31 protein-coding genes and 1 pseudogene are annotated in these 24,798 nt (G+C 63.3%); 9 read left to right on the plus strand and 23 right to left on the minus strand.

Features of this window, described 5'->3' with window-relative positions; translation table 11 throughout:
• The first annotated feature begins 176 nt into the window (after positions 1–176).
• Both WLQ66_RS07790 and WLQ66_RS07795 read left to right on the plus strand, forming a co-directional pair.
• Positions 177–808: pseudogene (locus WLQ66_RS07790) on the plus strand (tyrosine-type recombinase/integrase).
• Positions 809–893: 85 nt separating this feature from the next.
• Entirely contained in the window at positions 894–1,199 is a 306-nt protein-coding gene (locus tag WLQ66_RS07795) for a type II toxin-antitoxin system YoeB family toxin (RefSeq protein ID WP_340546324.1), read from the plus strand.
• A gap of 436 nt (positions 1,200–1,635) precedes the next feature.
• Here WLQ66_RS07795 and WLQ66_RS07800 read toward each other — a convergent pair whose 3' ends face one another.
• Positions 1,636–1,878 (minus strand): hypothetical protein, encoded by a 243-nt coding sequence (locus WLQ66_RS07800; RefSeq protein WP_340545769.1) that lies wholly within the window; start codon positions 1,876–1,878, stop codon positions 1,636–1,638.
• A gap of 153 nt (positions 1,879–2,031) precedes the next feature.
• Between WLQ66_RS07800 and WLQ66_RS07805 the strand changes: the two genes are divergently transcribed.
• Positions 2,032–2,766 carry a Crp/Fnr family transcriptional regulator gene (locus tag WLQ66_RS07805; RefSeq protein ID WP_340545770.1) on the plus strand — a complete coding sequence of 245 codons (735 nt, stop codon included), beginning with the start codon at positions 2,032–2,034 and terminating at the stop codon, positions 2,764–2,766.
• Positions 2,767–2,831: 65 nt separating this feature from the next.
• On the opposite strand, the gene WLQ66_RS07810 is transcribed toward WLQ66_RS07805, so the two are convergent.
• From WLQ66_RS07810 to WLQ66_RS07820, 3 genes are all read right to left on the minus strand, one after another.
• Positions 2,832–3,020, minus strand: coding sequence for a hypothetical protein (locus tag WLQ66_RS07810; RefSeq protein ID WP_340545771.1), 189 nt, complete (start codon positions 3,018–3,020; stop codon positions 2,832–2,834).
• Between the two features lie 296 nt (positions 3,021–3,316).
• A complete protein-coding gene (locus WLQ66_RS07815; protein WP_340545772.1) occupies positions 3,317–3,649 on the minus strand; it encodes a hypothetical protein in 333 nt (110 codons plus the stop codon).
• A gap of 50 nt (positions 3,650–3,699) precedes the next feature.
• Positions 3,700–4,119: a hypothetical protein gene (locus WLQ66_RS07820; protein ID WP_340545773.1), complete on the minus strand. Its 420-nt coding sequence runs from the start codon at positions 4,117–4,119 to the stop codon at positions 3,700–3,702.
• A gap of 346 nt (positions 4,120–4,465) precedes the next feature.
• Here WLQ66_RS07820 and WLQ66_RS07825 point away from each other — a divergent pair, with 346 nt between their 5' ends.
• The 6 genes from WLQ66_RS07825 (at position 4,466) to hflC (ending at position 8,289) form a co-directional block, all read left to right on the plus strand.
• Positions 4,466–4,732: a hypothetical protein gene (locus tag WLQ66_RS07825; protein WP_340545774.1), complete on the plus strand. Its 267-nt coding sequence runs from the start codon at positions 4,466–4,468 to the stop codon at positions 4,730–4,732.
• Positions 4,733–4,771: 39 nt separating this feature from the next.
• A complete protein-coding gene (locus WLQ66_RS07830; RefSeq protein WP_340545775.1) occupies positions 4,772–5,158 on the plus strand; it encodes a hypothetical protein in 387 nt (128 codons plus the stop codon).
• A gap of 8 nt (positions 5,159–5,166) precedes the next feature.
• The gene (locus tag WLQ66_RS07835) at positions 5,167–5,628 is read left to right on the plus strand and encodes a hypothetical protein (RefSeq protein WP_340545776.1); all 462 of its coding nucleotides are present in this window, start codon (positions 5,167–5,169) and stop codon (positions 5,626–5,628) included.
• A 13-nt stretch (positions 5,629–5,641) separates the two neighbouring features.
• A complete protein-coding gene (locus tag WLQ66_RS07840; protein WP_340545777.1) occupies positions 5,642–6,133 on the plus strand; it encodes a hypothetical protein in 492 nt (163 codons plus the stop codon).
• Between the two features lie 72 nt (positions 6,134–6,205).
• On the plus strand, positions 6,206–7,273 hold the full coding sequence (gene hflK, locus WLQ66_RS07845; RefSeq protein ID WP_340545778.1) for an FtsH protease activity modulator HflK: 1,068 nt from the start codon (positions 6,206–6,208) through the stop codon (positions 7,271–7,273).
• On the plus strand, positions 7,270–8,289 hold the full coding sequence (gene hflC / locus WLQ66_RS07850; protein ID WP_340545779.1) for a protease modulator HflC: 1,020 nt from the start codon (positions 7,270–7,272) through the stop codon (positions 8,287–8,289). Before hflK ends, hflC begins: the two co-directional genes overlap by 4 nt.
• Positions 8,290–8,755: 466 nt before the next feature.
• On the opposite strand, the gene cysE is transcribed toward hflC, so the two are convergent.
• From cysE to WLQ66_RS07945, 19 genes are all read right to left on the minus strand, one after another.
• The gene (gene cysE, locus WLQ66_RS07855) at positions 8,756–9,571 is read right to left on the minus strand and encodes a serine O-acetyltransferase (RefSeq protein ID WP_340545780.1); all 816 of its coding nucleotides are present in this window, start codon (positions 9,569–9,571) and stop codon (positions 8,756–8,758) included.
• A gap of 299 nt (positions 9,572–9,870) precedes the next feature.
• Entirely contained in the window at positions 9,871–10,167 is a 297-nt protein-coding gene (locus tag WLQ66_RS07860) for a DUF7742 family protein (RefSeq protein WP_340545781.1), read from the minus strand.
• A 12-nt stretch (positions 10,168–10,179) separates the two neighbouring features.
• Positions 10,180–14,160 (minus strand): baseplate multidomain protein megatron, encoded by a 3,981-nt coding sequence (locus WLQ66_RS07865; protein WP_340545782.1) that lies wholly within the window; start codon positions 14,158–14,160, stop codon positions 10,180–10,182.
• Complete coding sequence (locus tag WLQ66_RS07870; protein WP_340545783.1) at positions 14,160–14,630, minus strand: NlpC/P60 family protein; 471 nt, start codon at positions 14,628–14,630, stop codon at positions 14,160–14,162. The genes WLQ66_RS07865 and WLQ66_RS07870 overlap by 1 nt, the downstream gene beginning before the upstream one ends.
• Entirely contained in the window at positions 14,627–15,577 is a 951-nt protein-coding gene (locus WLQ66_RS07875; protein ID WP_340545784.1) for a phage/gene transfer agent baseplate hub protein, read from the minus strand. The genes WLQ66_RS07870 and WLQ66_RS07875 overlap by 4 nt, the downstream gene beginning before the upstream one ends.
• Positions 15,577–16,209: a DUF2460 domain-containing protein gene (locus tag WLQ66_RS07880; protein ID WP_260079401.1), complete on the minus strand. Its 633-nt coding sequence runs from the start codon at positions 16,207–16,209 to the stop codon at positions 15,577–15,579. Before WLQ66_RS07880 ends, WLQ66_RS07875 begins: the two co-directional genes overlap by 1 nt.
• Before the next feature lie 15 nt (positions 16,210–16,224).
• Positions 16,225–16,881 carry an RcGTA-type gene transfer agent tail tape measure protein gene (locus WLQ66_RS07885; RefSeq protein ID WP_260079402.1) on the minus strand — a complete coding sequence of 219 codons (657 nt, stop codon included), beginning with the start codon at positions 16,879–16,881 and terminating at the stop codon, positions 16,225–16,227.
• The gene (locus WLQ66_RS07890) at positions 16,874–17,131 is read right to left on the minus strand and encodes a rcc01693 family protein (RefSeq protein ID WP_340545785.1); all 258 of its coding nucleotides are present in this window, start codon (positions 17,129–17,131) and stop codon (positions 16,874–16,876) included. Before WLQ66_RS07890 ends, WLQ66_RS07885 begins: the two co-directional genes overlap by 8 nt.
• Positions 17,128–17,520, minus strand: a complete 393-nt coding sequence (locus tag WLQ66_RS07895; protein ID WP_340545786.1) for a gene transfer agent family protein — start codon at positions 17,518–17,520, stop codon at positions 17,128–17,130. Before WLQ66_RS07895 ends, WLQ66_RS07890 begins: the two co-directional genes overlap by 4 nt.
• 11 nt (positions 17,521–17,531) lie before the next feature.
• Complete coding sequence (locus tag WLQ66_RS07900; RefSeq protein WP_061048939.1) at positions 17,532–17,945, minus strand: phage major tail protein, TP901-1 family; 414 nt, start codon at positions 17,943–17,945, stop codon at positions 17,532–17,534.
• A gap of 108 nt (positions 17,946–18,053) precedes the next feature.
• Positions 18,054–18,461 (minus strand): DUF3168 domain-containing protein, encoded by a 408-nt coding sequence (locus WLQ66_RS07905; protein WP_340545787.1) that lies wholly within the window; start codon positions 18,459–18,461, stop codon positions 18,054–18,056.
• Positions 18,458–18,829 (minus strand): head-tail adaptor protein, encoded by a 372-nt coding sequence (locus WLQ66_RS07910; protein ID WP_340545788.1) that lies wholly within the window; start codon positions 18,827–18,829, stop codon positions 18,458–18,460. The genes WLQ66_RS07905 and WLQ66_RS07910 overlap by 4 nt, the downstream gene beginning before the upstream one ends.
• Positions 18,826–19,473 (minus strand): head-tail connector protein, encoded by a 648-nt coding sequence (locus tag WLQ66_RS07915; RefSeq protein WP_340545789.1) that lies wholly within the window; start codon positions 19,471–19,473, stop codon positions 18,826–18,828. The genes WLQ66_RS07910 and WLQ66_RS07915 overlap by 4 nt, the downstream gene beginning before the upstream one ends.
• 181 nt (positions 19,474–19,654) lie before the next feature.
• Positions 19,655–20,839, minus strand: a complete 1,185-nt coding sequence (locus WLQ66_RS07920) for a phage major capsid protein (RefSeq protein ID WP_340545790.1) — start codon at positions 20,837–20,839, stop codon at positions 19,655–19,657.
• Between the two features lie 72 nt (positions 20,840–20,911).
• Positions 20,912–21,520 carry an HK97 family phage prohead protease gene (locus WLQ66_RS07925; protein WP_340545791.1) on the minus strand — a complete coding sequence of 203 codons (609 nt, stop codon included), beginning with the start codon at positions 21,518–21,520 and terminating at the stop codon, positions 20,912–20,914.
• A 35-nt stretch (positions 21,521–21,555) separates the two neighbouring features.
• Positions 21,556–21,774 (minus strand): GTA head formation protein, RCAP_rcc01685 family, encoded by a 219-nt coding sequence (locus tag WLQ66_RS07930; RefSeq protein ID WP_014874871.1) that lies wholly within the window; start codon positions 21,772–21,774, stop codon positions 21,556–21,558.
• On the minus strand, positions 21,767–22,960 hold the full coding sequence (locus tag WLQ66_RS07935; RefSeq protein ID WP_340545792.1) for a phage portal protein: 1,194 nt from the start codon (positions 22,958–22,960) through the stop codon (positions 21,767–21,769). The genes WLQ66_RS07930 and WLQ66_RS07935 overlap by 8 nt, the downstream gene beginning before the upstream one ends.
• Positions 22,961–23,154: 194 nt before the next feature.
• Entirely contained in the window at positions 23,155–24,447 is a 1,293-nt protein-coding gene (locus tag WLQ66_RS07940; RefSeq protein WP_340545793.1) for a DNA-packaging protein, read from the minus strand.
• A complete protein-coding gene (locus WLQ66_RS07945) occupies positions 24,419–24,760 on the minus strand; it encodes a recombinase (RefSeq protein ID WP_340545794.1) in 342 nt (113 codons plus the stop codon). The genes WLQ66_RS07940 and WLQ66_RS07945 overlap by 29 nt, the downstream gene beginning before the upstream one ends.
• Between the last annotated feature and the right edge of the window lie 38 nt (positions 24,761–24,798).

Below are 24,798 nucleotides of genomic sequence, written 5' to 3' on the forward strand. Positions count from 1 at the left end.
GCCCTGTCGCCACTCTGCTGCGTTGCAGCGAAGCAAAGCAGACCTTTCCGCACTATTACCCTCTAACGCAGAATACTTCGAAGTCTTTCGACCTACGGATGGACTTCAGATGCTATCCATAGACCGTTGGCGAAATGCCAAGGATGTGGAGGGTTGCGGTGGTCGGAGGACCAACTATGTCAATTCCTAACCTTCCCGCAATTCGCATGCGTCACGCTCCCTGGAACAAGGGCGTATCATAGGCCAAAAACGTCCTTTGCGTCCCAAGCATGTCTGGGCAATTCGCGTTCGCCTTGAACTCTCCGATAGGGTGCGTGATCTGGCACTCTTCAACTTGGCAATAGACAGCAAACTCAGAGGATGTGATCTCGTCCGTTTGCGTGTTGTTGACGTTTATGCAGCAGGCCACGTGAAAGAGCACGCGTCCATAACCCAAAGCAAAACCAGTCAACCGGTTCGGTTCGAAATTACCGAAGGAACGCGATCTTCGCTTCAGGCCTGGCTGAATATGCCAATAATGAAGAAATCGGAGTTTCTTTGGCCTGGAAGACTGCACGATCGGCCGCACATAGGTACACGCCAATACGCGCGACTGGTTCGGGATTGGGTGAAATCCATTGGCTTGGAGCCAAGCGCCTATGGAACACATTCGATGCGGCGTACCAAGGTGGCTCAGATTTATCGCAAAACCGGGAACCTTCGAGCGGTTCAGCTCCTTCTCGGCCATACCAAGATGGATAGCACAGTCCGCTACTTAGGGGTTGACCTGGAAGATGCCTTGTCAATTTCCGAGAGTGTCGAGATCTAGGACGCCAAGACGTTAAAAAACATACCCAAAGCCTTGCCTCTGACTTGTAGAGCCTTAGGCAAGGCTCCAGCGGGAGGAGAGGATACTGGCTCTCAAAGGCGATTTAAGCGGCTGGTGGTCCCGCCGGATCACTGCTGGACACAGGTTTGTATATCGCGTCAGCGGCAAAGGTAATGGACAGAGCCTGGAGATCGCCCAGCTGCGTCATAACTACTGTTCGATCAGGCTCTTCGCGACAATGCTCACAATCACGAAAGTATATGCTCCAAGGCTTTTGCCGCAGCTATTTGTCTGGCTTCAGCCGAGGGTCTGTGGAAACTCGCCTGGTTTCTCGACGATGAGGATGTTTCAGTCGATTTTGGGGAGGCAGCCGGATCCAGGAACACTTTAGCGTCTTATACGCCGGAGAGGGCTGAATCCGCGCTTGTGTGGCGTTTTCTGCGGTGCAGCTTGAGTTGAGCACCGCCCTTCAGGCCGGAATGGCAGTCAGAAGCCCGCGTACCCCGATCGGGGCTATCATTCGCTTGATCTTATCGGCGAGGACATGGAAGGCCATCTTGGTACGGACGTTCTTGGGCGTTCGCATACGGAAGTGGGTCGCCTCATCTCCACTCAATGGTGGTTACGATGAGCCGGAAACCCGCTGTTATCAAATCGCGCTACACTGTCCCATTGGCGCTGACGTCAGACAATGTCAGATTGGACGTTACCGTCTTTGCGGCCCGTGCCACTCGGTATGTCCTGCAGGTCGGCCTGGTGGCTCCGTGCATTGCAAGAGTTGGACGAAAGCGGCATAGGCGAAGTCTATCACGCTGCGATTGAGTATATCATCCCGGCGGCCTCCGAACGGAGTTCCCGCCAGCAATGATCCGGTTGATGAGACCCGCTACGGCTCGATGCGCCTCTATCTCGCCATCAGTAACAGCTGCGTTTTCATGCGTCTTTGCAGCGTCCCGCAGGATACCCACGATCTCGCGCTCGGGCAGGAGCTTGTGATCGTTCATCGCCAGCAGCAGTGCTTCGCAGATCGAGAGGGCAGCCATTCCCGAGAAGTCTTTCTCGCTGAGCATTTTATTGTATCCTTCCGGTGACGGTAAAACATCGCGCAGCAGACTGGCCTCGCTTGTCCCAAGCATCTTCGCAGAAAAATGGTATGCTGGGCTAACCGAAAGCAGTCTGTGCGCGATTGCGTCTGGAGTTTCTTTCCAGCTTGAGAGGCCCCGATGACGGATATCTTAGAAAGCCCGCTTACACGGAAGCTGCAAGTCTTCGTCGCATTGTCTGAAGATGAATTGGGCGTCTTGAAGCGTTTGCATCTGCGCCGCCGGTCCTTTTTGGCGGGGCGTGATCTCGTGCATCAGGGGCAGTCGGATCAGGCCGCTTATATTCTGGCCGCCGGCTGGGTATGTTCCTACAAGCTTCAGCCGGACGGAACCCGCCAGATCGTAGATTTCCAGATACCGGGGGACTTTATTGGATTGCGCAGCGTGCTGCTGCGCACCTCCGACCATAGCTTCGAGCCGGTCACGGATATTCAGGCGGCAGAGGTCTTTGCGGACGACCTTCTGGAAGCCTTCGAGAAGACGCCTCGCCTCGCGGCAGCAATTCTCTGGGCGGCATCACGGGACGAAGCCATGGTGGTCGAGCATCTCGTAGGAGTTGGCCGCCGCGCTGCGGATGCACGCATGGCGCATTTTCTGCTGGAATTGGGGGCAAGGCTGAAGCTGGTCGGAATGGGGAGCAAGAAAGGCTACGTCTGCCCTTTGACACAGTATCATCTTGCTGACGCGCTCGGCCTAAGCGCCGTCCATGTGAACCGTGTCTTGCGCCAGCTTCGCGAACGCGGCCTGCTGACATTTCGGGACGGCCGTGTAACGTTCGGCAATTATGACGGGCTGGTAGAGTTTTCGGGGTTCGATCCGGCGTATCTGGATCAGACCGGCCCGCTCTTGAAATGAAAAAGGCCGCCCCTCCCCCCGGAACAACCTGGGGCGGCCCGATCTTCATTTAAAGCAAAGGAGTATCACGAAAGCGCTTTTTTAGCCGCGTCCAGTTCCTTGTTCGTTTCGGCGTGGTTCTTCGCAGCGTGCGCCTTCTCGGCCGCCTGGTAGTGCTTCACAGCCCGGTCTTTTTTGGGGCCGGCGATTGCCTTGTCACAGGCTGCTTTGACCGAGGTCATCTTCTCGGCGGCATTGGTCTGTTCGGGTGTCATTGGATTGTCCTTTCTTGGACATTCCGAGAATAGGGCACGCAGTGCAATGCAGTCCATTTGAGGATCCGCACGCATCCCGTGCTTCTCTGCTGCTCGGAAATGAGTGCCGCCGGAGATTCGGCAGGCACGCAGCCATGTACCCATCTTCTCTGCTCCGCAGCACTGACGCAGGTTAGCTTGGGGCGGGTCCGCATCTTCTGGCTGATGATCTTTGAACGAAGAGCTCGGGAGCCGTTTCACATGCCGAGAAGTGCGTTAAAGATATCGCCCCAAGGTGAGGGTTCATCCCGCTGGCATCAGGTGGTGGGGGTTTGCTGATGTGACAGCCGCAGCCACCGGCCGTTGTCCAGCAGATATGTGGACGCGCAGAGCGCCTCATAGATTGGCAAGCCTGACTTCTCGGCGAATACGCGGTAGGCGAGCACAGCAACGGCCCCTTGCCTGATTTGGCTGCGGTCTTTCATTTCCACGGTTCGCCAGCCCGTGTTTTTCTTCACATGCTCCAGGATCTGCCCGCCCTGAAGAATGCCCGGCGGATAGGGAAGTATCATCACTGCATTTTTTGCAGTCACGGTGCGGGCGCTGTCCGCTCCGCTGGTCCAGCACCGCTCTTCCAGATCCCATAGCACCGCATAGTCCTTACCATCACTGCGGTCGCCCTCCCGTGTTTTGCCTGACATCATTGGCCCGTCCCCGGAGTGCCTGTGAGTATTAACTGCAAAATCAGAAAGAGGATCGTCAGTACCGCCCAGATCAACCCAGACAAATTCGTCGGCCCGTTTTCTGCGGCGCCAGAAACAGCCATCAAGCGCTTGCGATGTTTGGGGAGAAGCCGGGTCAGTTTCCGGGCGAGCGTTCCGCTATCCTGCTTGAGTGCGGGCACGTCGCGGCATTGCGACAGCAGCATCTCCAGTCGCGAGCCTGCGACCTCTTTCTCCAACGCGGCAAGCGCGGCTGCCTCCTCCCAAGGTTCGAGTTCAAGCCGCGCGAGGGCCGATAGAACCGTAACAGCATTGCCATTCCGGTCCTCGCCAACGAAGGCTTGCAAAAAGCGGTCAAACTCAGGGCTGTGGGGTTGAAGAATGCCAGCGGCTGGCATCGGCATATCCTCCCTTTTTAGGTGTTCGGATCGGGAAGCGGCTGTTCCCGAAGAACCGGGCTGCCGCCTGCCGGGTAACACGCTTCGGATAACTCCGATCATACCCGCATTGCCCGACGCACGCGCTGACGCAGATCAGCCGGTCTCCAGTCCTCTGAAGTCTAGCCGAAGGTTTGGTCCGGGTATGCCAGAGCGGTCAGGACCCCAGCGGCGCTAACATGGGTCAGCACGCACCGCCCGGTTCCGGGGTAATGTAGGAGGGCCGCAAAGTTTGGCTGCCTCTCGGCAACCGGGATGCTGCAGCCAAGGCAGCGCGGCAGACATGCACATATCGCGGAGACCGGTGATGGCCTTGCGATCAATCAGATCCACCGTGACTTTCCCGCAGCCTTTTACCTTGCCCGGATATCCGGACGAACTGCCTTCCGGCGAATACGAAGTGCTGGTCGAGGAGGAGCTTATCGAAGGGCTGAGTTTCACGGCTTACCGCAGAACGGCGATTTACCTGACCATCCACGGCAAGGGGCGTTTGCCGGGCCGGACAGAGTTGCGGCCAATTACCTGGACCGACCTGGAAGCAGCGCTCGGCCAAGACCCGAAACGCAACACTTGAAGATAGCGAGGCGGCGCTTTCCCCGCAGGAGGATTCACAATGTACACTCCCGAATGGCTTAAACCCGGCCTCTACGGCGCCGTGATAGGTGGCGCATTATTAGGCATCGGCGGATTTACCTGGGGCGGCTGGGTGACCGGCGGAACGTCACACGGCATGGCCGTGACCATGTCCCGCAACAATGTAGTCACGGCTTTGGTCCCGGTCTGTCTGGACATGGCCCGAACCGATGCGGAACGCGACGCAAAGCTGGCAGCGATCAGGGCCGTTGCTACCTACCGGCAGCGGGATGCCCTCATGAAAGCCGGTTGGGCGACCGTCCCGGGAACCGAGTTTCCGGACCGGGACATTGCGCACGCCTGTCTTGCGGCCCTTGACGTCGAAAAGTCGTCGGAGCGCCCGGAAAACACGATCAATGAAGGATGAACAGTGCCATGTTACCATCTCTGCCTGAAATGACAGATCTTGAACGGCGCGTTCTGGCCCATGAACGGATTCTCCAGTCGCTCATTGCTTACATGTCCCGCACGGAACCGCGTTTCATTGAACACCTTAAGAAGCGTTTTGTTGAGCCAATGGCCATGGTGAGGCATGAGCATGACCACCGGAACGCGGATGATTATGCAGAGGAATTCATTCGCACCGTAATGGCTCTTGGAGAACCGCATTTGCCAAGGGCCGCAAGCTCCAGCGTGCTCGATAAGCCACTGCACAAACCGGAAGATATCCAAATTTCGACACACCCCTATCGTCCAACTGCGAAGGCGGAGCGCGTTCGTGCCCGGAAGAGGAATGGAATCTGGGAGGTCAAGGTGGACGGTGTTTTCCACGGGGACTACCACGACAAGGGCACTGCGTCAGTAGCCGCAGCCTTGGCCCGCTTGTCGCTTCGATGAGAGGACCCCACCCATGAACGAGGCAGTTAGAAAATCCATTGCGGTCTTTGCCCGGCCGTTCAACGTTCCGGGCTTCAGCGAAACGCTCCCTGCCGGAGAATATGACATTGAAACGGAACTGTGTTCACCTCCCGACAGCCTGCAGCCTGAGACTTGGAGAGCTTCTGTCGCCGTGAAGTTGCATCCCAGGGAATTCCACCCCGGGCTGGCGAGAACCTTGACCGTTTCGCTGGCCGACCTCGATGACGCCCTGGCAAAGGACAAGCTCACCGGAAAAGAACTGGCCGAATATTTCCTGGAAGAAATGCTTTCTGACCCGATGGTCCGGCTGGTGATGGTGGCCGACGGGGTCTCCGAAACTCAGCTGCGGAACCTTTACTCGGGCGGGGGCGCATCTCAGGCGCACAAAGAGGCGCCGGATGCGGCTATAGCGGGTGAATTGCCAACGGAAAATTCACCAATCCAGGCCGCGGAGAACGAAGGAATGCCGACACAGAGGGAATAAGCCGCGCGCAGGCGCCTTTGCGTCAAAGGTCTGTATCGGATGCCGGTTTGAGAGACCAGGAGAGGAAACAATATGCCTGACCAGAACGGCGGCCCGGAAGACCGTGGGCCATGGCAAAGCAGACAGAAGCGCAATCCGCCCGATATCGACGAAATTCTTCGTCAAGGCCGCGACCGGCTGGGCGGATTGCTCCCTGATGGGCGGCCCCCTGTGAAGGGCATACTGGTCGCAGGAGCGATAGTCTTGGCAGCGGTTGCGGCCTGGTCTTCATATTACACAGTCCCGAGCGACTCTGTCGCCGTTGTCCAGCGTTTTGGCAGATACACTGCTGAGGTTCCGCCTGGCCTGCATTTCAAATTCCCGCTTGGCATCGACGTTGCCACGCTGGTGCCCGTGAAACGGCAGCTGAAGCAGGAATTCGGATTCACGACTCCGGGCCGGAGTGATCCCTTCCAGAGCCCGTCAGACGGCCGGCGCGAAACCGAAATGGTCACGGGAGATCTGAATGCCGCGCTTGTGGAATGGGTGGTGCAGTACCGGATCTCTGACCCCCTGAAATTCCTGTTCGAGGTACGCGAGCCAAGCGCGACTTTGCGCTACGTCTCTGAGTCCGTGATGCGAGAGGTCGTTGGCGACCGCACCGTTGACGAGGTCATCACCATCGGCCGTCAGGAGATCGAGAGCGAGGCGCTTCTCAAGATGCAGGCTCTGTCCACGAAATACGCCATGGGTATCAGCATCGACCAGGTCCAGCTGAAGAACATCAACCCGCCGGGACCGGTTCAGGCGTCGTTCAATGAGGTCAACCAGGCACAGCAGGAAAAGGAGCGCCTGATCAATGAGGCGCGCCGCGAATACAACAAAGTCATTCCGCTGGCCGAAGGCGAGAAAGATCAGCGGATCCGCGAGGCTGACGGTTATCGCCTGAAACGCGTCAACGAGGCGGAAGGCGACGCAGCGCGGTTCACCGCGCTTTTGGCCGAATACGTAAAGGCGCCTGAAGTCACGAGGCGGCGGATATACATAGAAACCCTCCAAGATGTTCTGCCCAGCATCCTGTCAAAAATCATTGTCGACGGATCGACTGCGAGCATCCTGCCGCTTTTGAACCTCGACAGGCTTCAGGAGGATCCGTCATGAACATCAGATTGGGGCTCTTCGCAGGGATTGCGGTTGCTGTCGGCGTGATTGCCTCCGGTTCCCTCTACACTGTTGGCGAAGTCGAGCAGGCCATTATCACCCAATTCGGTAAACCTGTGGGCGAACCAGTCATAACGGCCGGATTAAAGCTGAAGCTGCCCATCGTTCAGGACGTCAACCGGATCGACCGCCGGGTTCTTGAGTGGGACGGCAATCCTTCTGACATGCCCACCAAGGACAAGCTTTACATATCCGTCGATCTGTTCGCCCGCTGGAAAATCACCGACCCGTTGCAGTATTTTCTGCGGCTGCGCGATGAGCGCAGCGCGCAATCCCGTCTAGACGATATTCTCGGCAGCGAAACCCGCAATGCCGTCGCCAAACACGAGCTGATAGAGATTATCCGGACCACGAAGGGCCGGACCCCGCTGCGGGACACGCTTTTGACCGATGAGGAGCGCGCGCAGGACATAGGTTCTCTGGTTCCTATCCAGAAAGGCCGCGCACTTGTGGAACAGGAGATATTCGCAGCCGCCTCAGAAAAGGTTCGCGTTTTTGGGATCGAGCTTCTCGATATCCGTTTCAAGAGGATCAATTACAACGAGAGTGTGCGTCCGAAGATCTACGACCGCATGATCTCAGAGCGCCGCCAGATCGCTGAACGTTTCCTCTCCGAAGGTAACGGCGAAGCCGCGCGGATCCGCGGCAACCGGGTGCGCGACCTGAACAAGATACAGTCCGAAGCGTATCGCGCCGTCGAGGAAATCCGCGGCGTGGCTGACGCCTCGGCGGCTGCGATCTACGCAAAAGCCTACAACACCGACGCCCAAGCAGCCGAATTCTATGCGTTCACCCGGACAATGCAGGCCTACAAGGACATGATTTCAGGGGGCACAACGCTGGTTTTGACAACGGACAGCGAACTTTTCAGGTTTCTGAGAGGAATGGAGACCGGAGAGCCGGCTGGGAGCACGCCTCCTCCAGCTCCCGGCCTGACGGCCGCGGCCGAACGCTGATGTATCAGAGGACAAAGTGATGACGGAAGAACCGGTGGATTTAGACGCAAGGCGAAGCGCCGAAGGCCAGATTGCGACCGATACCCGGCGGCATGCCCTTAAGGATTTCAAAGCCGACCAGAGATAACTCCGCCTGCGGGAGGACGAACTTGAAATGAAACGTCTCGCCGAACCGGCCTCTAGCTGACATGAGGCGGCCATGCCTACGTTGGGCAGCTTAACGTCGTCTGGCAGAAGCGCCCCGATAAAGTTTCGCGGCAGCCCTGCCGCCGCATCGCCGCAAGTCGGCTTCGGGCTGTGACAGCGACTTACCCGACTGGCAACCATTCGCACCTCCCACACCCCACCAAAAAAGGGGCCGCCAGCGCTGCCCCTCTCCATCGTCATCTTTCCAAAAATACTCACAAATGCACCGATGGCGGCACGCGCACTGCCCGCCATGCCCAGACCTGCAAAGCGGCGCGGCCTACTGCGGCTTGTCGCCGCCCAGCACCTGGTTCATGCTGACCGACGGCTGGTCGCAGCCGGCCTCACCGACAATCTTGGCCGGCACGCCCGCAACGGTCTTGCAGGGCGGCACCTCGGCCAGCACCACCGATCCTGCCGCGATACGGCTGCAATGGCCCACCTTGATATTGCCCAGCACCTTGGCGCCAGCACCGATCAGCACGCCATTGCCGATCTTCGGGTGCCGGTCTTCCTCTTCCTTGCCGGTGCCGCCCAGGGTCACCGAATGCAGCATGGAGACATTGTCGCCCACCACCGCCGTCTCGCCGATGACGATGGAATGCGCGTGATCGATCATGATGCCCCGGCCAATTCTGGCCGCCGGATGGATATCAACGCCAAAGATCTCGGAAATCCGCATCTGGAAGAAATAGGACAGATCGTAATCGCCCTGCTGCCACAGCCAATGCGCCACCCGATAGGCCTGAACCGCCTGATACCCCTTGAAATAGAGGATCGGCTGCAACAGCCGGTGGCAGGCGGGATCGCGTTCATAGACCGCCATCAGATCGGCGCGCCCGGCGGCAATCAGATCCGGGTTTTCGTCATAGGCCCGGTCGACGATCTCGCGCAGGATCACCATCGACATCTCATTGGAGCAGAGCTTCGCCGCGATGCGATAGGACAGCGCCTTCTCAAGCGAGGTATGATGCAGGATGCAGGCATGGATCAGCCCGCCCATCAGCGGCTGGCGGCGCACGGCGTCCTGCGCCTCGGTGGTGATCTGATCCCAGACGGGATCAACGGAACTGACGGCCTGGCGCGTCTCAAGCATGGCTCTGCCTCCTGTGTTGCAACCAGAGTACCTCCCCCAGCGCAAAAAGGCCAACCGCAAATCCGTGATGAGAGCCATCGGATCTGCTGATCTTTTGCCCCGGCTGCGCAGTCATACACCGACAGCCCATTGTTTTTATTGGTGATCACCCGCCGCACCAGTTCCCGTGCCCCGATGCACAGGGGCTGTGCAGGCCCGATATTGACAGTGCCACAGGCTGTCAAATGGCCGCCCGGCACAGACGCTGCCAGCGTCGTTGAGGCGCCGCAACAGCCGCATCACAAGGCATCCGGTAGCCGCTAGCCCGGATTATGCCTGATATGACGCGCCAATTCAGCCAGCACCAGCCGGGTACAGGCCAGATAGTCCGGCGCGTCATAAAACGGCTCATCCGCCAGCGGGAATTTCCGCGCCGCAGCACTCAGGGAGCCATCGCCCCAGCGCGGGCAGAGCCGCCGGTGGCGGCGCAGATGGCGCACCGCCTGCGCCGCCCCGGCAAAGATCCGCTGGCACAGCGCGCGCCGCTGCGCCGGGGCCACCGCCAGCAGCGCGCGGGCGGTGCTGGTGATATCACCGGGCAGGATAGGCCGTCGCATTCCCGCCCCGCCTCAGACCAGCCGCAGTGCGGTCACCGCACCAGCCCCGTAGCGGGCCGAGACCTGCGCCACCTCGATACGATCTCCCGGCACCACCGCATCCGCTGTCTGGGCCGCCAGCGAATAGCTCCAGCCGGGAGCGTCCAGCAATTCTTCGCGCAGGATCTCGCCGCCGCGCAGGATCCGCAGGCGGTAGCGCTCCAGATCCTCGCCCAGCGGGATCTCCGCCAGATCCCAGCGGTCGCCGTCGATGCGGCTGCGGCGGATCCAGTCCAGCCCGACCGCGCCGCTGCCCAACACGCCTGTCTGGCGCAGATGCACCGGCGCATAGGGGCGCAGCCCTTCACCGGCAAAGGCCGCCTCCAGATGCACATAGCTCGGATCATCATAGGGGCGCCGGGCGGTGCCGATACGGTAGTGACGGCTGAGTCCACGCTGATTGGCAGCCAGTGTGATCTGCTGCGGCGTGCCATCCAGCGCCACCACATAAGAGCCCTTCGGCCAGGCCACCGGCATCCGCGCATCGCTGCCCTGCTGCCCACGCAGCCGGTCGCGCAGCAGATAGCGCCCCGGCGCGATCAGCTCGGCCTCGCCAAATTGCATCAGCTCCCAATTGCCGGGGCTGCCATCGCCGATGGCCACCAGATTGGCGCCATTCAGCACCGCCAGCCGGTCCCGGCTCTGCAATTGGCCAGAGATCATATCAACTTCCAGATCGTCGCCCCGCTCCCAGCGCCCTGGCGCGCCCGCAGGCAGCACCGTATTGGTGATGGCAATGGTTGAAGCGGCGGCCAGCACCTCCTCCAGTGCATAATCCGCATCACTCTGTGCGCCGTATAGGGCAACGCTCCCCGGCCAGGGCTGCGCCGTCACTGCCAGATGCGGCGCATGGGGAACCTCATCGCCGCCAATCAGCGGCAGGTCCATGAACAGCGGCAGCACCGGCACCGGTGCCGCAAAGGCGGTGACACCGGGCAGTTCCTCCGGCACTGGTGCCGGGTGGTAGTTCTCCGGCTCGATCCGCACCGCTTCGATCAGCTGCGCCGCGCCCTGTTCGACCCGGTCGATCCGGTACCGGGCCTGCGCACCGCTGCCGACCTCCGCACCCGCCTCTGAACCTACCTCCGGGCCTGCCTCTGCCCCGGCAAGCGGCAGGCGGATTACATCGCCCGCGCCCAGCGCCATGGCGGAGGGCGGCAGCTCCAGCCGCAGGGTGTCGCGGGCCATACGGGCCTCGCTCAGCCAGCGTTCCACCACCTGCCGCCCCTCGGCGCGGGTCAGCGCCATCGGCAGCTCATTGTCGCTGACCGCATGGGTGGCCTCATCGGGCAGCACCGCCTCCTCGCCGCGCAGATCATGGCGCCCGCCCCATTCGACAAAGCGCAGCCGCATCCGTCCGGCCAGCTCGGCCTCCGGCGCGCGGGTCTGTTCCAGCACCCCGTCCAGCTCCTGCCCCTCAACCAGTTGCGCCAGATCCAGCGCTGCGTCCTGTCGCCCATTGCGCAGGCGAAACCGCAGCAGACCATCGCGTTCGATGGCATCCACCCCGTGGCGCAGCAACAGCGGTTGCAGCGCGGCGCGGGCCTCACCGACATCGCTGATCGCATAGCCGCGCACCAGCGCAGGCAGGTCACTGACATCAATCGCCGCAACACCCGAGGCGGCACAGATCTCCTCCAGCACCGAGGCCAGCGTGCGTTGCCCCACCCGTCCGTTCAACCAATGGCCGCGCAGGTAATTCTCCCCGTCGCTCCAGACCTCCACCGCATTGGGAAACACCGGAAAGGGGCGCGCGTCCCAGGCCCAGACATAGGCGTTCGACATATCCAGCATCGGGCCGCCATAGACCTCGGAGACGGGGTTTTTCCCCTCCTCCTGCCAATAGCCCAGCAACGCGCGCAGATAGGCCAGCTGCATCATGTCATCGCGCTGCCCGTTGGAGAATTTCGGCAGTTTGGATTCCGAGCTTTTGGGATCCAGAAACTTGTTCGGCTGGTTGGTGCCCTTGTCGATGGCGGCACAGCCCAGTTCGGTGAACCAGATCGGTTTGCTCTGCGGCTCCCATGCGGTGGGCAGCGCGGCACGTTGCCCGTTGATCCGGTCATGATGCGGTTTGGACCACCAGCTGCGCAGATCCTTGTAGCGCCAGATCCACGGCTCATCATAGGCGCCATCGGTGATCGGCGTGCGGATCTGGGCCGCCTCGGCCTCGGGCGAGTGGTAATACCAGTCATAGCCCTCGCCGCCCTCGATATTGGCGCGCAGATACTCAAGATCATGGATGCCCGGCGCCCCGGCCCGGGCGTCCAGATGATCCTCCCCCTCGCGCCAGTCGGACAGCGGCATGTAATTGTCGATGCCGATGAAATCGATCTGCTCATCCGCCCAGAGCGGATCGAGGTGGAAATAGCGGTTCCCCTCCGGGCTCTGGTAGCCCCAGTATTCCGACCAGTCGGCGGCATAGCCGATCTTGGTATCCGGCCCAAGGATCTGGCGCACCTCCTGCGTCAGCGCCTGCAGCTCTGCCACCGCAGGAAAGCCTGCCTCATCGCGGATCTGGGTCAATCCGCGCATCTCCGAGCTGATGCAGAACGCCTCAACCCCGCCCGCCGCGGCACAAAGCGCGGCATTATGCAGGATAAACCGCCGCAGCCCCCAATCCTCCAACGGGCCGCTATAGGTGACGCTCCCGTCAGCCACGGTGAAATCCGCCGCCGTTGCCGTGCCAAAGAACTGCTGCACCTCAGCCCGCGCCATAGCCGTGCCATCGGGGCTGCCGGGCTGGCCGGGTGCCAGCGACAGGGTGATCCGCCCGCGCCAGGGCAGATGCGCCTGACCCGGCTCACCGCTCCAGGGATCGGGCAGATCATTGCCCGCCATCTGATCCATCAGGATAAACGGATAGAACATCACCCGCTTGCCCTGCGCCTGCATTGCGCGAATGGCCTCGATCACCGAGGCATCGGTGGGGGTGCCGCCGTATATGGGTCTGTCATCCTGCCGCGCGATCAGCTCGGCCTCCGTCCGGGTCAGCCCGGCCACCGACCAGGGCATATTCGCCCCCTCGATATGCTGGCGCTCCACCTTCGGTTTGACGCTACACACTCCGCAGCGCAGATCATTGCCAAACCACGACACAATCAGCGAGGCCGCGCCACAGGCGGGCAGCTCCTCGCCAAGGGTCGTCAGCGAGGTGACCAGATCGGTCTCCCCCGAGGGGCTGTGCGAATTGGCGGGTTTGGCCTGTCCCGGCCCGTGGTCGTAATGCACCGGCGTGCTGGCCAGCGCGTATTCCCCGGTCCCCGGCATCAGGGCAACCCCCTGCACCAGCTGCGGCAGATCCAGATCATAGGTGCTGGAGGCCGGTTGCTCGGCACGCAGCACCTCGAACGAGAATTGCGGCACCCGGTTGCCAAAACGCTCCAGCGCCAGGTTCTCCATCACCACATAGGCGGTGCCACGATAGGCGGGCACCTCGCCTGTGCCCTCCACCGCCTCGATCACCGGATCGGGCAGCTGGTCCATGGTGCCGCGATAGACGGTCATGTTCAGATCCTTGGGCGCGACCTCCTCGCCATCAGCCCAGACCCGCCCGATGGAGGCGACCTCTCCGGCGCAGACCGCCACCGCCAGCGAGACATCATAGCTGTAGCTGGTGACCTTGGGCTGGCGCCGACCGCCGCCCTTGCCGCCGCCGCCACTGGTGGTGGAGGTCTCGCGGAACTGGGACGCCCAGATCACCTGCCCGCCCACCCGCATCCGGCCATAAACCTGCGCAATCGGCTGGCCATCGCTGGCATGGGTCAGGCGAAAGCGTTCCACCCGGCCGGTCTCCACCGGCTCACTGCCCGCGCCCAGCAGGCGGCTGTCGATGGCGCGTCCGACGGTGGCGCCAAGTGCGCGGCCAATCGCTACCGAGGAGAGACCCGCCACAGCCCCCCCAACCGAGCCACCAAGGGCCGCCCCCGCCGCAGAAAGAAGAATGGTCGCCATCACGTCACCTCATCAGCATCAACATCAGGAAAGGAAAACCGCGCCACGATCCGCCGTTGCCACGGCTGGCTCAATGCGCTCTCGACCACACCGTGGCCGCAATAGGCATGGATGAACCGCGGCATGGCGCCGGTTTCAGTTTGCAGCGCGATATGTTTGGCCACCGCCCCCCGGCGCATCCGAAACAGGATCACGTCACCGGCGCGCGCATCCTCCAGCGGTCGGGGGCTGAGATGGCGCAGCGCCGCCTGCCACAACGCCTCCTCGCCCTGCGGTTCGGACCAGTCCATCGTATAACCCGGCACCGCCTCCGGCTCCTGGCCGTAGACCTCACGCCAGACCCCCCGGATCAGGCCGAGGCAATCGCAGCCAGCACCGCGCCGGGCGGCCTGATGCACATAGGGCGTGCCCAGCCAGCCCCGCGCCGCAGCAACCAGCTCGGCGCGCAATATCCCTCTCGCGCCGCTCATCTGCGGCTGCCGCCGGTGTTATTGCCGCTCTGGCGCGGCACGCTCATCACCCAGTCTTCGCCCGGGATATCGGGAAAGCCCTGAAAATTGACGCCATTGTTGAACCTCAGCCGGCAGGTCTTCAGCCGCTTGTCGCAGCCCGCTGCCAGATGCAGTAGATCGCCGGGTCGGATCTGCGCCCGCAGCGGCTCCCAGAGGGTCAGCTGGCGGTGCTCTGCGTTCGGATCCGGCGCGGTGGCGTCCTGTCCCAGCCGCCCGACCTTCTGGCGGTCCTGCTTGATCCAGCCCCACAACCCCTCAGCCGCACCGCTCATCACCGTGAGACGGCCAGAGGTGAACCAGTTCGGCTCAAACCCCGGCAGGGCGGCAAATCCGAAATACTGCCCCTCGCGGATCTCTTCGGCGGCCAGCTCCAGCGTGTAACCCGGCGTGGTCATGTCAAAGCGGCAGGCGCCATCGCCCAGAACCGCCGTGCAGGGTTTCTGGTAGATCCGCCCCATCGGCTGGTTGAGCGCCTCCGTCAGGCCGCGCAGCTCCGCCTCAAAGGCACCACCGGCACGGCGGATCTGGCCAAAGCTGCCGCGAAACTGCAACCAGCGCACCGAGACATCGGCCCAGTTCACCAGCCAGCAGCGCACCTCGGCGCCGTCAAAGCGCCCGGCCTCGATCTCGTCCTCGCGGATCGCGGCATCGCTCAGCGCACCCAGCGCCTCGGTATTGTCGACCGCCAGCCCGGTGGCCTGTTGCAGGCTGCGCGCGGTCAGCCCGGTGCCTGCGCGAAACAGCAGACCGGCCTCGCCCTCGGCGGCACTTTCGAACCGCAGGTCGCGGTCATGATCGGTAAAGCCGAACCGCACGCCATCGCTGCGGGTCACCAGCCAGCAGCGACACAGCGTGGTCAGACCGCTGGCCACATGGGATTGAAACGCCTCGCTTACCCCCGCCATCAGACCCGCACCTCCACCACTGGGACATTGGGCACGTCGCCCGCCTGAAAGGACGCCACGCTGGTCTGAATGCGATCGGTGTCAAAGCGCACCGGCACATCGAACTCAAACCCCGCCTTCACCGACAGTCCCGCCTCTGGCGGATGCGCCAGCGTGATGGTGCCAAGGGTGCTGTCGAGCGTGTAGTCTACCGTCTCCTGCAAAGCGTCCTGCTCAATCCCGATGCGCACGCTGCCCGCCACCGGTTTCGTTATCGGACGCTGATAGGCAAAGCTGCCGGAACGATAGGTCTTGCTCAGCTGGAACACCTGCTGCACCCCGTCGCCGATACCGATCACCTGATCCCCAAACGCCACCTCCTGCGTGGCGCGGGCGGATTTGTAGTCGGACCAATCCTTCCAGCGGAAACCGTACATCTGGCCCTGCCGCGCCTCGAAAAAGGCAATCAGCGCCTCGATATCCTCAAGCCCCCTGAGGCCCAGCCCCGCATCATAGCGGCGACGCGAATGCGCCCAGGGGGTGTTGCGTTCCTCATGCCCGTTGGCAAGCGTCACCACATCGGTGCGCCGCTCCGGTCCGCCGATTGAGCCGAAGCTCAGCGATGCGGGAAATCTGACCTCGTGAAAATTCATCTGCTGTCCTCCGGCTCAGCGGTTGCGATTGCCACGCGACAGCGCGCGGCTCAGCTGGGCGGCAATCTGGCCCTGACTGCGTTGGAACCCCTGCACATCGGGGGTCTGGATATTCATCACCACCGAGGTGGCCCGCCCGCCCTGGCTGCGCACACCAAGCGCACCATCGGCGCCACGGGTCAGCGGCAGGATCGCCTCTGGGCCTGCCTCGCCCATCAGCCCGGTGCCGCCGCGCATGGGAAAGCTCACCGGGCCACTGACGATCCCCCCCTTGGCAAAGGGCATCACCCGGCCTTGCGAAAACGCCGCCCCATCGGCAAAGGGGAGAATGCCGCTCATCAGCTTGCCCACCCCATCCGACAGCAGCCCGCCAATATGGGAAGTGACCGGTTTCATGGCCGCCGAATAGGTGGTCTGGATCATCGACTGCGCCATGGTATCCAGCGCATCCGAGAGCTTCATGCCGTCAAAGACAACACCGTCAAAGGCGCGGCGCAGCCCCTTGGACATACCGCGTTCCAGGGTCTCGGCATCCTTGCCGGTGGCGGCAAAGGCGGCGCGCACCCGGCGCAGTTCGGCATCGAATGTGGCCGCCATGCCCGCCGCATCGCCAAGGCTGTCGCTCAGCGCCTCGCCCTGCTGTTCCAGCTGGTTCAGTCCTGTGTCACTCATCGCTTACGGCTCCTGTTTCTGGGGATCTCGGCGCGGCGGGATCGGGAAATGCGCGCATCAGCTGGTCCAGCCCGGCCCGTCCCAGCGGCGCAACGCCGCTGTCCTGCCCCAGCATCAGCCGCAGCTCCGCCGGGGTGAGGCGCCAGAACTGATCCGGCGTGAGCCGCAGCCCCGCCAGCCCCGCCCGCATCAGCGCCGGCCAGTCAAGGCCGGTGCTCTGTCTGTCTGTGGAGTGCTGCCGGCGCGTCATGGGGCCACCGATCCGGTCGGCTGCGCGCCCGCCTCTCCCGGCAGCGCAAAACTGCGCGCCAGGAGCTGTGCGGCGACCCGTGCGGCCTGCATCGGACCACCGTCGATATCGGCAACAGCCAGATCCGCCTCGCTGAGCCGGTGGCCGCCGCCCTGCACCCCCGCCGCCAGCAGCGCCAGCACATCCGCCGCCGAGAACCCGCCGCTTTCGAACCGGGTCACCAGATCAATCAGCGATCCCGTCCCGAGCCGCGTTTCCAGCGCCGCCAGCGCCCCGAGGGTGAGCTTTAACGCCAGCACATCGCCGTTTACCGCCAGCAGCACCTCGCCGGCATAGGGATTGGCCGCACAGGCGTTAACTGCCGGGGCTGGCTGTTCCGAGGGGGTCATGGTCACCCCCCTCAGACGGCGGTGAAGACCAGCGCGCCGGCGCTGGCGAGCGCAAGCTCATAGGTGGCCTCGCCATTGTGGCTGCCGGCATATTCCAGGGCGGTGACCTGAAACGGGCCTTCGACGATGCCAAAATCGGGGATGATCACCTGAAACGCGGGGGTCAGCCCCTCAAAGAACAGCTGGCGCGCCCGCTCATCCGTCCCGGCATCGCGAAAGATGCCGGAGCCGGAGATATTGGCCGAGCGCACCCCCGCGCCGGACAGCAGCTCGCGCCAGCCGCCCTGGCTTTCCAGACTGGTGACATCGACGCTTTCGGCGTTGAAGCTGATGCGCGTGGCGCGCAGCCCCGCGATGGTTTCGAACTGACCGTCGCCGGTCATGTCGATCTTGACCAATAGATCCTTGCCGTTTTGAACACTCATAGCGGTGATCTCCTGTTGCTGAGTGATGGGACGTCGCGCCAGTTCAGATCAGCCTTGCCGCGCAACGCATTGTAATTAATGTTGGATTTTCACCAAACCGACCGGGTGTCAGCTGTCCTCCAGCCGCGCGGTGAAGCGCAGGCGGATCTCGCGGCCGCCGGAGGGTTTGCGGCTGGCGCTGGCGCGGTCGAACCACAGGCCCACCAGTCGCCCGCGCGTCAGGCTGAGCGAGGCGCTGGCGAGGCTGTCGCAGATGCTGGCGGCAATGCCCTTCGCACCGGCAAAGCCCGCAATATCGGTATAGACGGTGATCTCCACCCGGTGGCGCGCGCCGGCACCACTGCGGTCGGAGCGGTCCTGCACCTCCTCGGGGCCAAGGGTCACATAGGTCTGCGGCAGGCTGCCTGCTGGCAGCGCGTCATAGATGGCGCCGCTCAGCGCGGTGGTCAGCGCCGGGTCATTGGTCAGGTGCTGAAACAGCGCCTCCTGCAGCGGCAGGGCCAGGGCATAGGTCATGCGGTGGTCTCCTCGGTGGCAAAACAGGTCAGGTAGCGGCCGTCAGGGTCGCCTTCGGCCACCGCATCAATGCGAAAGATCCGGGCACCATCGCGCAGCCGCTGGTCCGGCCGGGGCCGCGCCGGGCTACCGGTGGGATGGGCGCGCAGGGTGATGCGGTAGCGTTGCAATGACAGGCTGGTGCCGGAGTGATCGGTGCTGCGGCCACTGAGGGCACGCATCTCGCACCAATGGTGGCCAAGCAACTGCCATGCCTCAAGAAACCCGCCAGCCCCATCCGAGGTGCGGCGCGGATCCTCCAGCGCCAGACAGCGGTTGAGACGTGGTGTGGAGCGGGCAGCGGGGCGGGATGTGGTGCGGCGGCTCATGCGCCTGCCCCCGGCCCAAAGCTGCGGCCGAACCCGATCCCATGCCCGCCGCCGACGCCCAGGCTCACCCTTAGCGCACGATAGCGTTCGATCAGGCTGGTGACGCCAAAGGGCATACAGCCGCCCTGCAACCTCGTGTCATCGCGAAACTCATAGTAATGCGCCGCCAGCATCAGCACCGCCTGCGCCAGATCGCCGGGCAATGCCGACCAGCTGTTGGCCATGCCCGCCCGCATCAGGATCCGCGCCGCACCACCGCTGGCAATTGTGGGCAGCACCCCGCCAACCGGACGCAGCCGGGGCTGCTGGCTGTCGGGTTCCAGCCGGTAGCGACCGGGTGGCAGCACGGTCTCGACCCCGGCGGCATCGCTCAGCGTGACCGAGTGGATCTGCTGCACCGGTGCAAGCGGCAGCGCCTGTAGCTGGGGATCCCGCCAGGCGGCGAGCGTCAGCAGGAAATCCCGCGCCAGAAGCACCCGGCCGGTGCGTGCCTCGATCGCCGCGATGGCAGCGCGCAGGAAGCTGATCAGCACGGCCTCCTGCACCCCCGCCTCGTCAAAGCCGGTGCCCAGACGCAGATGCGCCTTGAACGCCTCTTGCGGCAGAACCGCCTCTGGCACCGGTGTCACTTCATTCAACATCATCTCTTCACTCCAACGGGTGTTCGTTCGGGGGCTGCTCGGGCTGGCTGTTGCCGGATGGGTCGGGGCGGATGCGCGCCGGGCTGCTGCCGCTGGACGGAAGGGGAGCAGCTGGACGACAGCGGCCTGAAGGCACGCATCCGCAGACGGAACCGGGCTGCCGGGTCCGCCATCGGTCCAAGCGTCAGCTCAGGCCGAATTTCAGCAGTTTGATGGCGGCAAAATCGCTGACATCGCCGCCGACACGTTTGGTGGCATAGAACAGCACATGCGGCTTGGCGCTGAAGGGATCGCGCAGCACCCGCAGGTCGGGGCGTTCGGCGATCGTGTAGCCGGCCGCGAAATCGCCAAAGGCCACGGCATAGCCGTTCACACCGGCGTCGGGCATGTCCTCGGCAATGACCACCGGATAGCCCATCAGCCGCGCCGGTTCCGCCGCTGCCAGCCCGTCGGACCACAGGAAGCGGCCATCGGCATCCTTCAGCTTGCGCAGGAGGCCCGCGGTTTTGGAGTTCATCACAAAGCTGGCGTTGGCCCGGTACTGCGCGCCAAGCGCATAGACCAGATCAATGATTGCATCGCCATCGCCGATATCGCCCTCCACGCCGGTGGTGACATAGCCAAGGTTGCCCCAGCTCCAGCTGTCATTGGCCACCACCGGGTGGTAGAGGATGCCGGTCGGTTTGTCGTTGCCATCGCCATTGATGAAGGAAGCCGCCTCGGCGCGGGAAAACTTGTCGGCGATCCGTCCAGCCAGCCAGCCCTCGACGTCAAAGGCGCTGTCGTCCAGCAGCCGCTGCGAGGCCTTGGGCAAGGCGCTCAGCTCATGCAGCGGGATGGTGATGCGGTCGATCACCGGGGTTGCGGTTTCGGTTACCGCCGCCGTCTCATTCGCCCAGCCGTGACCGACATCGCCATGGTCGATCAGCACATCGTAGGAGGTTGCCTCCACCGTCACCACCGAGGCGACGGCGCGGATCGAGGCGGTGCTGTTCAGCACGGATTTGACCGTATCCGAGGTCTGCGGATCCACCAGGTAGCCGCCATCGCCATTGACGGTGGTGGCCATCGCCTTGGCATCAAGATCAAGGCCACGCAGCGCGGCGTCATCGCCGGACCGCAGATAGGCATCAAAGGCTTTCTGATGAGGCGCGCCGCCTGCATCGGCAGCGGCCAGAGGGGGACGATTGGCAAAGTGGGATTTGCGATCCAACATGGTCATACGCTCTTCTGTCTGTTTCAGTTTCAGGGCAATGTCGTCTTTGAACCCGTTGAAATCATGCACGAAGTCGGCAACGGCCTGTTTGACCTCCTGCGGGGCCGCATGGGAGTGGGCCGTTGGTTCCGGGTGGGATTGGGGATGGCTCATCTGTCTGTCCTTTTGGGTCGATTGAGGAAGGCAAAAGCGGGGCGCGACCGCAGCGGCGGCCGGGGCCTGCATTCAGCCGAGCGGCGTCAGGCTGGCACCGCTGCGCAGCAGGTCGATCACCTCCCGCCAGATCTGCGGGGTATCGTCCGGGGCGATGGCGCCGTGCTCTGCGGTCTGCGATTTGGCGGCGGCCCCGGCTGGGCTGACGCGGGCTGTGGACAACATCGGGAAGGTCACCAGCGAGACCTCCCAGAGGTCCAGCTCACACAGGGAGCGCCCGCCGCCTTTGCGCGCCACGGCGCGGCGGGTCCGGTAGCCGATCGACAGCCCATCCAATGCGCCGACAGCGATCAGCGCCGCAGCCTCGGCGCCCTTTTGGGTGCGGGTCAGGATACGGCCCCGGACATGCAGGCCGCGGGCATCCTCGCGGACCTCATCCCAGACTCCGATGGGCTGTGCGGGATCGTGCTGCCACAGCATCTTGACCGCGATCCCGGCCTGCGCCAGACGGTCGAGCGACGCCTGATAGGCCCCCGGCTGCACCATGTCACCGCCAGCGTCGACGCAGCCAAACAGGCTGGCATATCCGCTGATCATGACCATATCGTCGGCCTCGTCGCCAATGGTCAGATCCTCGCCGAAGCGCGCGAACTTATGCTCCAGATGCGCATGAGATGGCATCAGCTTCTCCTTTTATCTCTTTGAATTTCTGGCAATTACTGAACCACAAGAAAGGACTGGAAAGCCTGCGCCAGGATCACGGCGGCAACGCCGTAAACGGTGAGCCAGAGGCGTTTTTCCATCCGCTCCATCATCATCTCCAGCCGGTCGAGACGCCGGTTCATCGCCTCCTGCTGGATCTCGGCGATGCGCTCATGGGCGGTGAGCCGCAGACCCGGTGAGCATTCAAACGGCGGGATCGGGATCTCAGTCATCCGCCATCGCCTCCTCTTGCGGCGGCAGGCCCAGAAGGCTGCGTTTTTCGGCCACGCTGAGGAACTCCGCGGCGGCCACGCGGCGCCACTGCGCCTCGCGTTCGGAGGCCAGCGCAGGCACCTGATCAAGGTCCGGTTTCAGGGTGACCGCAGCCCCCTGATAGCGCGCCAGCCAGTCCGACAGCGTCGCGGTGACACGGGTCACAAGCGGCAGCACGGTGAGCCGGTAAAAGGCGCGGTTGGCCTCCTGATAATTGGCATATGTGGCATCGCCCGGCAGGCCCAGCAGCATTGGCGGCACCCCAAGCGCGAGAGCAATTTCGCGCGCGGCGGCGTCCTTGGTCTGGTGAAATTCCATATCCGATGGCGAGAACCCCATTGGTTTCCAATCCAACCCGCCTTCCAGCACCATTGGACGGCCGGCATTGCGCGCGCCCTGAAAATTCATTTCGATTTCCTCACTTAGACGGCGAAACTGATCCTCAGCCATCAGCCCCTGACCATCGCTTCCGGTCCAGACCAGAGCGCCGGAGGGGCGGGCTGCATTGTCCAGAAGCGCCTTGGACCAGCGCGAGGCCGAGGTATGCACATCCACCGCCATGGCTGCGGCCTGCATCGGCGACAAACCGTAGTGATCGTCCTGCGGATGAAAGCTGCGCAGATGGCAGATCGGGGCGCAGGGCATGGTCACATCAAAGCGGTGTTTGCGACCCGACACGCTGTAGTCATAGGCCACTGGCCAGCCATCGCTGCCGGGCACCACGGTCATGCGGTCAGGGCGCAGCACATGCAGCTCGACCGGCAATACGTCGCGACCGTCGGGATCGCAGACCGCCTCAATATAAGCGTTGCCGGACAGCAGCAGGTGGCCAAACAGCGCTTCCAGCAGCTCGGCGCGGCCCTGCGCGGCATTGGGCCGGGCCAGCAGCGTCAGCAGCGGGTGGCTGTCGTAGCGCTGTGCGCCGTCCTGCAACACCAGCGGCAGCGCGGCGGCGGCCTCGGTGATCATCTTGACGGCACGGTAGCCCACGGGATTGCCGACAAAGCCGCTGCGGGTCAGCGAACTGCTGTCGCGCGGGCTCCAGCCGGTGCTGCCAGTGCCACCGTGCCAGGCCACCACACGGGCGGCGGCGCTTGCCTTGGTTTCGACGGGCTGTTGCTTGCGCCGCAGAAGGTCAAAGACCATGGGGCCACTCCTTTGCTTGAAGGGGGCGAACCATGCCCCTGTTTGCTGCGATCCTTTATGACGGCGGGGGTTGAAGAAGATTTGAGCAAGGCGCGCGCAGGGCACGCAACACCTGCGCTAAACCTTTGATTCAAATAAAAAACGCCCGCAGGACTGCGGGCGTTTTGCGTCTGATTTGATGGCCGGTGGCCCGCCTATAACATGCGCGCGCGGGGCAGCCTGTGGCGGGTCGCCGGGGTCAGGATCAGCTCCTGCACCGCCCAGACCAGGGCATCCAGCCGGTCCGGTGAGCCCTGCCCCAGATAGCCACGCGGGGTCATCTGGCAGAGCTGATCCTCCAGCGCGCCAAGCCCCGGCAGGTGGCGCACCCGGCCCTGTTCGTAAAGGGCGGCGACCGGTTCGGCCCGTGCCCCCTTGCCCCGGCTGGCGTGCAGCGCGGTAAAGGGCACCAGCGGATCAATCTGGCGCAGCAGGCTTTCGACCAGGGCACCGCCCTGATTGACCTCCGCCACCACCCGGTCGGCGCTGTAGCGGTCGCGCGCATCAATGGCGGCCTGCGCCCAGGTCAGCGGTCCGACGCCCTGCACCGTGCAATCCGCGAGCACATAGGCGCACCAGTCCTGCGGCGGGCCTGTGAGCGTGGCACCCACCACGAGGATGCCGCAGGCGTCGGAGTGTTTGCCGGCGCTCACCGCCGGGTCCACCGCCACCACCACCCGGTCCAGTGCCGGGGCCTTTGCGATCTGCGCCGCAACCAGCCCGGCATTGGTCCAGAGCGCGCCATCGACATCCTGCAACAGGATGCCGTCCAGCTCTTGTCGGCCTAGCCGTGACCCGGCATAGCGGCTGCGCACCTCCGCGATGAAGGAGGCGGCGAGATTGGCACGGTTGGCCTCGGTCGCGGCATGGGTCTGCACGGTGGAGGGGCTGGCCAGAAGGTCTCGCAGCACGCCGGTATTGCGCGGTGTGGTGGTGACGCAGACGCGCGGCTCCTGCCCCAGCCGGAGCGCAAATTGCAGCATGTCCCAGCTGTCCTGCCCGCGTTTCCATTTGGCCAGCTCATCAGCCCAGGCGGCATCGAACTGCGGGCCACGCAGCGCCTCAGGGTCATGGGCCGAAAACGCCTGGGCGGTGGCGCCATTGGGCCAGATCAGCCGCCGTTCGGTGGCTTTCCACGTCGGGCGGCGGTCGCGGGGTGTGCAGGCGAGGATGCCGCTGTCGCCCTGGACCATGACGTCGCGCACCTGATCGTAGGTTTCCCCGAGGAGGGCGATGCGGCGGGCGCGACCAGCGGACAGCGGTGTTGCCCCTTCGGCCAGCGTACGCACCCATTCGGCGCCGGCGCGGGTCTTACCTGCCCCGCGTCCGCCGAGGATGACCCAGCTGCGCCAGTCCCCCGCCGGCGGCAGCTGGTGCGGCAGCGCCCAGAGATCAAAGACATAGGGCATCGCACAGAGGTCATGGTCGCTGAGCCGGTCCAGAAACATCTTCTGCGTCGAAACTGGCGCGCAGGCGAGCCAGCCGCTCTTCGATTTCACTGCGGGCGGCGTCGATGTCGAGCCCGGCTGCGGCCTGATGCTGTTCACTTTGTTCGACAAGGGTTTTCTCCACTTTCTGGCTGTCACGGATCAGGCTTTCCAATTTGGCGATACGCGGCGCGCTGCCGGCGTCGTCTGCATCGCAGGCAAGCCGTTCGAGCATCTGCTCGGCCTCCTGCCGGAGCCGTTCGATGGAATTATGGAGGGAGAAAAGAAGATCGGCGGTCTTTGCCAGCCGATTTTCCGGGGTATAGGTGCTCATGGTTGGGGCCTCATAGTCATGGGACCTCCGTTCGGAAA

It is taken from the genome of Phaeobacter sp. A36a-5a (assembly GCF_037911135.1).
GTDB classification, from domain to species: domain Bacteria; phylum Pseudomonadota; class Alphaproteobacteria; order Rhodobacterales; family Rhodobacteraceae; genus Phaeobacter; species Phaeobacter bryozoorum.

What these genes read in the sequence shown, in the direction of transcription:
- WLQ66_RS07890 (WP_340545785.1), bottom strand. Translation starts at nt 17,131, where the DNA reads ATGACGCGCCGGCAGCACTCCACAGACAGACAGAGCACCGGCCTTGAC.
- cysE (WP_340545780.1), bottom strand. Translation starts at nt 9,571, where the DNA reads ATGCTTGAGACGCGCCAGGCCGTCAGTTCCGTTGATCCCGTCTGGGAT.
- WLQ66_RS07820 (WP_340545773.1), bottom strand. Translation starts at nt 4,119, where the DNA reads ATGCCAGCCGCTGGCATTCTTCAACCCCACAGCCCTGAGTTTGACCGC.
- WLQ66_RS07830 (WP_340545775.1), top strand. Translation starts at nt 4,772, where the DNA reads ATGTACACTCCCGAATGGCTTAAACCCGGCCTCTACGGCGCCGTGATA.
- WLQ66_RS07885 (WP_260079402.1), bottom strand. Translation starts at nt 16,881, where the DNA reads ATGAGTGACACAGGACTGAACCAGCTGGAACAGCAGGGCGAGGCGCTG.
- WLQ66_RS07835 (WP_340545776.1), top strand. Translation starts at nt 5,167, where the DNA reads ATGTTACCATCTCTGCCTGAAATGACAGATCTTGAACGGCGCGTTCTG.
- WLQ66_RS07940 (WP_340545793.1), bottom strand. Translation starts at nt 24,447, where the DNA reads ATGTTTCTGGACCGGCTCAGCGACCATGACCTCTGTGCGATGCCCTAT.
- WLQ66_RS07935 (WP_340545792.1), bottom strand. Translation starts at nt 22,960, where the DNA reads ATGGTCTTTGACCTTCTGCGGCGCAAGCAACAGCCCGTCGAAACCAAG.
- WLQ66_RS07920 (WP_340545790.1), bottom strand. Translation starts at nt 20,839, where the DNA reads ATGAGCCATCCCCAATCCCACCCGGAACCAACGGCCCACTCCCATGCG.
- WLQ66_RS07870 (WP_340545783.1), bottom strand. Translation starts at nt 14,630, where the DNA reads ATGAGCGGCGCGAGAGGGATATTGCGCGCCGAGCTGGTTGCTGCGGCG.
- WLQ66_RS07825 (WP_340545774.1), top strand. Translation starts at nt 4,466, where the DNA reads ATGGCCTTGCGATCAATCAGATCCACCGTGACTTTCCCGCAGCCTTTT.
- hflK (WP_340545778.1), top strand. Translation starts at nt 6,206, where the DNA reads ATGCCTGACCAGAACGGCGGCCCGGAAGACCGTGGGCCATGGCAAAGC.
- WLQ66_RS07810 (WP_340545771.1), bottom strand. Translation starts at nt 3,020, where the DNA reads ATGACACCCGAACAGACCAATGCCGCCGAGAAGATGACCTCGGTCAAA.
- WLQ66_RS07875 (WP_340545784.1), bottom strand. Translation starts at nt 15,577, where the DNA reads ATGGCGGGGGTAAGCGAGGCGTTTCAATCCCATGTGGCCAGCGGTCTG.
- WLQ66_RS07805 (WP_340545770.1), top strand. Translation starts at nt 2,032, where the DNA reads ATGACGGATATCTTAGAAAGCCCGCTTACACGGAAGCTGCAAGTCTTC.
- WLQ66_RS07900 (WP_061048939.1), bottom strand. Translation starts at nt 17,945, where the DNA reads ATGAGTGTTCAAAACGGCAAGGATCTATTGGTCAAGATCGACATGACC.
- WLQ66_RS07895 (WP_340545786.1), bottom strand. Translation starts at nt 17,520, where the DNA reads ATGACCCCCTCGGAACAGCCAGCCCCGGCAGTTAACGCCTGTGCGGCC.
- WLQ66_RS07910 (WP_340545788.1), bottom strand. Translation starts at nt 18,829, where the DNA reads ATGAGCCGCCGCACCACATCCCGCCCCGCTGCCCGCTCCACACCACGT.
- WLQ66_RS07905 (WP_340545787.1), bottom strand. Translation starts at nt 18,461, where the DNA reads ATGACCTATGCCCTGGCCCTGCCGCTGCAGGAGGCGCTGTTTCAGCAC.
- hflC (WP_340545779.1), top strand. Translation starts at nt 7,270, where the DNA reads ATGAACATCAGATTGGGGCTCTTCGCAGGGATTGCGGTTGCTGTCGGC.
- WLQ66_RS07840 (WP_340545777.1), top strand. Translation starts at nt 5,642, where the DNA reads ATGAACGAGGCAGTTAGAAAATCCATTGCGGTCTTTGCCCGGCCGTTC.
- WLQ66_RS07925 (WP_340545791.1), bottom strand. Translation starts at nt 21,520, where the DNA reads ATGCCATCTCATGCGCATCTGGAGCATAAGTTCGCGCGCTTCGGCGAG.
- WLQ66_RS07860 (WP_340545781.1), bottom strand. Translation starts at nt 10,167, where the DNA reads ATGCGACGGCCTATCCTGCCCGGTGATATCACCAGCACCGCCCGCGCG.
- WLQ66_RS07800 (WP_340545769.1), bottom strand. Translation starts at nt 1,878, where the DNA reads ATGCTCAGCGAGAAAGACTTCTCGGGAATGGCTGCCCTCTCGATCTGC.
- WLQ66_RS07865 (WP_340545782.1), bottom strand. Translation starts at nt 14,160, where the DNA reads ATGGCGACCATTCTTCTTTCTGCGGCGGGGGCGGCCCTTGGTGGCTCG.
- WLQ66_RS07880 (WP_260079401.1), bottom strand. Translation starts at nt 16,209, where the DNA reads ATGAATTTTCACGAGGTCAGATTTCCCGCATCGCTGAGCTTCGGCTCA.
- WLQ66_RS07945 (WP_340545794.1), bottom strand. Translation starts at nt 24,760, where the DNA reads ATGAGCACCTATACCCCGGAAAATCGGCTGGCAAAGACCGCCGATCTT.
- WLQ66_RS07915 (WP_340545789.1), bottom strand. Translation starts at nt 19,473, where the DNA reads ATGATGTTGAATGAAGTGACACCGGTGCCAGAGGCGGTTCTGCCGCAA.
- WLQ66_RS07930 (WP_014874871.1), bottom strand. Translation starts at nt 21,774, where the DNA reads ATGACTGAGATCCCGATCCCGCCGTTTGAATGCTCACCGGGTCTGCGG.